We start from the raw sequence: 5,640 nt of genomic DNA, 5'->3' as shown, positions 1-5,640 counted from the left end.
CATCACCCCAGTCATCCAACAGCCCGGCCAGCCCGCCCCGGTTGTAGCGGATAACCCAGTCCCGCAGCGTCTGCCGGGCCATGCCGACAATGCGGGCCGCCACCTCGCGGCTCAGACCCTCAAGGGCCGCCGCAATCGCCAGCAGGCGTCGCGCCTCCCGCAGATCTCGCTCCGCTTTCGCCAATCGACGCAACTCACCAGGCGGCATGTCTTCGCGGATCATCAGTGCCGGCATGGTCCATCCCCATATGCCATGCCAGCCGATGAATCACGTCCGTCCGCGTCGGATCAAGCCCCAAGAGGCAGACCTTCAGACGCCGGGTATAATCTGCATCAAGTTTGAACTTGGTCGTCAAACTTATGGACTGGCGGGAGCGTAACTGATATTAAACGAGATAGTCTCCGCCAGCGCACCCTGGTGCGGCATCGTGCCTCGTGGTCGCATTCTACGCATCATCAATCTGTGCGGGCGTCAGGTTGATGACTTCATCTGCGCAATGCAGCGGAACCGGAGGAGCGGTACCATGCCCCCAGTACGATAAAAGCAGCGGGTACGACTTCCCTGACGACCGGGCACGTTCTCTATTCCGACATTGCACGCCCGATCCTCACCATCGTCGAGGATCAGCTCGGCGGCCACGACACAATCGGCGGCTGCTGCAGCGTGCCGTCCAACCACATGCTCTATGGGGTGGAAGACTGCCCGGGCTGCCGCGAGAACTTCCTACCCTGCCTGGGACGGCGGGACATTTGCCTAACGTGACTTTCTTCACGCAGGTGCTACTAGACGCTAACGGCGGCGCCGCGTTCGCGCATGGCGGCTCCCCGGCAGGTTGTAAGGTAGCACTGCGGGCGGAGATGGATGCGCTCGCTGTGATCTCAAATTGTCCGCAGGTGAACAACAGGCTTCACGGAGGGCACCGCTACCCGCGGCTCAGGTGATGCCGGTGAGGTAGTAGACGGCGATGATGACGAAGACCGCCGCGGTCTTGGTCAGGGTGATGGCAAAGATGTCGCCGTAGGACTGCCGGTGGGTGAGCCCGGTGACGGCGAGCAGCGTGATCACGGCGCCGTTGTGCGGCAGCGTGTCCATGCCCCCACTCGCCATGGAGGCCACCCGGTGCAGCACCTCCAGCGGGATGCCGGCGGCCTCCGCCCCGGCGATAAACTGGTCCGCCATTGCGGCGAGCGCAATGCTCATGCCGCCCGAGGCAGAGCCGGTAATGCCCGCGAGGACCGTGACGCTTACCGCCTCGTTGAGGAGCGGATTCGGGACCGCCCGCAGCGCCTCGCGGATCACCAAGAAGCCCGGCAGCGCCGCAATCACCGCGCCGAAGCCGTACTCTGCGGCGGTGTTCATGGAGGCGAGCAGCGCGCCGCCCACCGCCGCCTTGGAGCCCTCGGCGAAGCGCCGCGCCACCCGCCCGTAGGCGAAGGCGAGCACGGTGAGGATGCCGACGAGCAGCGCGCCCAGCACCGCCCAGATCGCGGCGACCGAGGGCACCTGCGTCACCAATGGCTGCGTCATGCCAGCCAGCGCGACCTCGTGCCGCGCGCCGTACTGGGCGGCGATCAGAGAGGTGAAGAGCTTGTTCAGCACGCCCACCGCGACCAGGGGTAGGATGGCGATGGCAGGGTGCGGCAGCGCCTCCTCGTCAGCCGGCTCCGGCTCGTTCGTGTGGCCCTCGCCGTAGCCCTCGCCCGCCGCGGCGGCGCTCCGGCGGCGCCATTCCAGGTAGACGAGGCCGACGGCCAGGATGAACGCCGACCCGATCGTGCCGAGGACGGGCGCGGCCCAGGTGTCGGTGCGGAAAAAGGTGGTGGGAATGATGTTCTGGATTTGTGGGGTGCCGGGCAAAGAGTCCATGGTGAAGGTGAAGGCGCCGAGGGCGATGGTGCCGGGGATCAGTCGCTTCGGGATGCCGCTCTGCCTGAACATTTCCGCCGCGAAGGGGTAGGCGGCGAACACCACAACGAACAGCGACACGCCGCCGTAGGTAAGTACCGCGCAGACCAGCACGATGGCCAGCATGGCGCGCTGCCGTCCGACCAGCCCGATCACTGCCCGGACGATGGACTTGGAAAAGCCCGACAGCTCGATCACCTTACCGAACACGGCGCCGAGCAGGAATACGGGGAAGTAGAGCTTTACGAAGCCGACCAGCTTGTCCATGAAGACGCCGGTGAAGACCGGCGGCACGGCCGAAGGGTCGGTCAGCAGCACAGCACCCATCGCCGCCACCGGCGCGAATAGGATCACGCTGAAGCCGCGGTAGGCGATGAACATCAGGAAGGCCAGCGCGGCCACCGCGATCAGAAAGTCCATACCGCCACTCCAGTGCTGGTCGGGTTAGACCGCCGGAGGAGATCCCCGGCAGCGATGTCGCTTCTGGGCGGCGGGGCCGCCGGAGGCTGAGCCCCCGCGGGATCAATAGGCGCCGGTGTTGGTCGTCATGACCAGTCGGTCGGCCTCGAGGCCCCGGATGTGCTTCTCGGCCTCCGCGGCCGCGTCCACCAGGATGTCACGGGCGGACACCATGCTCACGACCCTCCCGTCCTCCACCACGACCAGATGGCGGACGCGATCCGCCCTCATGAGGACGGTGGATTCAGGTGGTCGTCGCAACACCGAGGTGGAGGGTGGTTGCGATGGCTGGTCGGCGGCGTTCGGATCGGGCTTTGCGGGCGAAGTCTTCTTCACCTGGCTGTCCGGGCGTAGCCCGTCGTGAGGACCGGCGACGGTTCTGGGCGTTGATTGCGGCGGGACAGTCGAGTTGGGACGCGGCGATCGGCGTGGGGGTGTCGGAGGCGGTAGGCTCTCGTTGGTTTCGGGAGGCGGGTGGGATGCCACCATCGACACTCGGGCGGTCGTCGAAGCCGCCCTCTGGGCGGTACCTATCGTTTGCAGAGCGCGAGGAGATCGCGCTGTGGCGCGCGCAGGGGCATGGTGTGCGGGATGTTGCCCGGCGCCTGGGTCGTGCGGCCTCGACGATCTCGCGCGAGTTGCGGCGCAACGCTGCGACGCGCAACGGCGAGCTGGAATATCGGGCGACGACGGCGCAGTGGCATGCCGAGCGGGCGGCGCGGCGTCCGAAGCCGGCAAAGCTGGTGACGCGGCCGGCGCTAAGGGCGTATGTGCAAGATCGGTTGGCCGGCGCGGTGGTTGCTCCTGATGGGGTTGGGGTGGCCGGACCGGCGGTGCCATGGAAGGGCCGCCGGCACGGGCCGCGACAACCTCGGCGTTGGGCGAAGGCGTGGAGCCCGCAGCAGATCTCACGGCGGCTGCGGCTCGACTATCCGGATGATAGGGCGATGCGGATCAGTCATGAGGCCATCTACCAGTCGCTCTATGTCCAGGGCCGCGGCGCACTGCGCCGAGAGCTGACAGCGTGCTTGCGAACGGGGCGGGCCCTTCGCGTGCCGCGGGCACGGAGCGGTGGGCGGGGAAAATCGCATGTCGCCCCTGAGGTGAAGATTAGCGAACGGCCAGCGGAGGCGGACGACCGGGCCGTGCCGGGGCACTGGGAGGGGGACCTGATCCTCGGCCTTGGCAGCTCAGCAATCGGCACCCTGGTGGAGCCCACGACGCGGTTCACGATGCTGCTGCACCTGCCGCGCATGCCGGGTCATGGAGGCGGGGTTCGCGCGAAGAACGGGCCGGCGTTGGCCGGGCATGGCGCCGAGGCGGTGCGCGACGCCATCACGCGCACGATCACCACCCTGCCGGAGGCGGTGAGGCGGTCACTGACTTGGGATCAGGGGGCGGAGATGACGGAGCACCTGCGGCTGCGGATCGACACCGGGCTGCACGTGTACTTCTGCGATCCGCACAGCCCGTGGCAGCGCGGTACGAACGAGAACACGAATGGGCTACTGCGCCAGTACTTCCCAAAGGGAACAGACTTGGCCGCACACAGCGCCGGCGACCTCGCAGCCGTAGCTGCGGCGCTCAACGCGAGACCGCGCAAGACGCTCAATTGGCTAACGCCGGCCGAAGCCCTCGATGCGGCGCTGCGGTCAGCGCAAACAGGTGTTGCGACGACCAGTTGAGCCCAGGCTCTACCCGACCAAGGCGCGGCCGGAGCAGAAGATCGACGCGGCCGTTGCGCTCATCATGGCGGCCGGTCGGTCGATAACCGAGCCGGAGCAATTCACCAGCATCTTTGAACGGGCTGAGTTGTGGCAGGCGTAATGCAAAGAAAACTATGCATGCTCAGCGATGCGGTAGCCAGATCTCAAACCGTCGGTCACCGATGGCATTTTCTGAACGGTCGATTCTCCAGGTATTTCCCCAGCGACGTTTGAAGCGCTGCACCAATTCGTTGGCTTCGGCCGCGTCAGTGTGACTTGAGTATCGCACCTGTCGTGTGGTGGGCACCGCTGGCTCGGCGCTGATGCTGATAATGTCGCCGCCTACTTTACGTACCTCCCGTGCGATTCTCATTGCTGCCTCTTTGCCAGCAGAGGATCCTTGGCGATGATGAATGCGCACGAGTGGCCCGTTAGCCGGCTGCGTATTAGTTGCGGAATCGCTGCCTCTGTCCTGCGACAGCGTGACCGCAGAAGCTGCCCAATCTAGAGTACGGACTGCACTGCTAGACGCGCTGCCTGGTGACGAGGTTGGGTGAGGCCACGCCTCCATTCCTCTTTGCGTGAAACCAACAGTCGCCGAAGCAGGGAACTGGACAACCAAGCTGCTGCTGACCTCATCAACAACGGCGTTTCGTCTCGGTGCGCTGGAGCCGAGAAAGGTCGTGCAGGTCAGTAGAGCCAAAAGGCACCAGCCAAGACCGGCAAGGGCCAAAGCAATGCGCGGGCCCCGTGTTAGATACGTGGCGGTTTCTGAGGCAGGGGCCTTGTTGCCAGACAAAGATCGTGTGCGCCACACGGTCACGCCTCCCTAGTTTCTTGTGATTCTAGCTCCGACTGTTCGATGTTTGTGAAACAGGATTGAGGTTGCGCTCAAAGAAAATCAGCGGTCGTAGCTGCTGTTACGGGTGGATGTTGCACGGTGGTCACAGATTCTTGCCAGCAGGCGGGTTTTCAACTTTAGATATATTGTTGGTTGTTTGGCTTGTCGTGCTGGATGACATGCCCGTAAGCGCGAGCGGCAAGGCGATCGGGGCTGCCCAGGCCGCGCCCGGAGCAGAAGATTGATGCTGCTGTTGCGCTCATCATGGCTGGTGGTCGGTCGATGACCGAGCCGGAGCAGGCTACCAGCATCTATGAATGGGCGAGGTTGTAGATGGTGTAATGCAATGGGGCGAAGCTAGCGATAGTCATCGTCGCCTACCTGCGGACTTATACCAAGTCCCGGTGATCCCAACCTGTCAGCAGCGGAGGGGCGCGCCCTCGACGCAACCCGCTCCGGCCTCGGAGGAGCCGCTTTACTGCATGGGTTCTCATCAGCGGGATTTGGTATTAAGGTCTGTTAGAGCTTGAGTGCTACTCCCATATTCGGGGCATGACGGACGGGAACGGGTGCGAGGTTTTCACCGACGCAGCGTGGGCGCTCTGGGAGCCGCTGATCGAGGAGGTCCGCCCACACGGCAAAACGCCGCCCAAGGAGCTGCGCCGGACCATCTCGGCGATCTTCTGGCGGCACCAGAACGGCGCCAAGTGGCGCAGCATCCCGGCAGA

At 64.9% G+C, this 5,640-nt stretch carries 6 protein-coding genes; 3 read left to right on the top strand and 3 right to left on the bottom strand.

Translation table 11 applies throughout. The features are described from left to right. Positions 1 to 235: helix-turn-helix domain-containing protein (locus tag EP26_RS29510; RefSeq protein WP_043344772.1), on the bottom strand; the 235-nt coding region annotated here is incomplete at its 3' end. Between the two features lie 255 nt (positions 236 to 490). Here EP26_RS29510 and EP26_RS38835 point away from each other — a divergent pair. Beyond that, entirely contained in the window at positions 491 to 763 is a 273-nt protein-coding gene (locus tag EP26_RS38835; protein WP_084113141.1) for an urea carboxylase-associated family protein, read from the top strand. A gap of 171 nt (positions 764 to 934) precedes the next feature. Here the strand turns inward: EP26_RS38835 and EP26_RS29505 are convergent, their stop codons facing one another. Both EP26_RS29505 and EP26_RS36560 read right to left on the bottom strand, forming a co-directional pair. Further along, entirely contained in the window at positions 935 to 2,326 is a 1,392-nt protein-coding gene (locus tag EP26_RS29505; RefSeq protein ID WP_043344770.1) for a GntP family permease, read from the bottom strand. Between the two features lie 102 nt (positions 2,327 to 2,428). Further along, positions 2,429 to 2,701: a CBS domain-containing protein gene (locus tag EP26_RS36560; RefSeq protein ID WP_169747539.1), complete on the bottom strand. Its 273-nt coding sequence runs from the start codon at positions 2,699 to 2,701 to the stop codon at positions 2,429 to 2,431. On the opposite strand from EP26_RS36560, the gene EP26_RS29500 reads away from it, so the two are divergent. Together EP26_RS29500 and EP26_RS29495 are read left to right on the top strand one after the other, a co-directional pair. After that, on the top strand, positions 2,650 to 4,050 hold the full coding sequence (locus tag EP26_RS29500; RefSeq protein ID WP_157033926.1) for an IS30 family transposase: 1,401 nt from the start codon (positions 2,650 to 2,652) through the stop codon (positions 4,048 to 4,050). The genes EP26_RS36560 and EP26_RS29500 overlap by 52 nt on opposite strands. Positions 4,051 to 5,464: 1,414 nt before the next feature. After that, positions 5,465 to 5,640 (top strand): transposase (locus EP26_RS29495; RefSeq protein ID WP_043344763.1); only part of this gene is annotated, 176 nt, incomplete at its 3' end.

This window comes from Belnapia moabensis DSM 16746 (assembly GCF_000745835.1).
Lineage (GTDB): Bacteria > Pseudomonadota > Alphaproteobacteria > Acetobacterales > Acetobacteraceae > Belnapia > Belnapia moabensis.
This window is presented reverse-complemented; position numbering and strand designations above follow the sequence as displayed.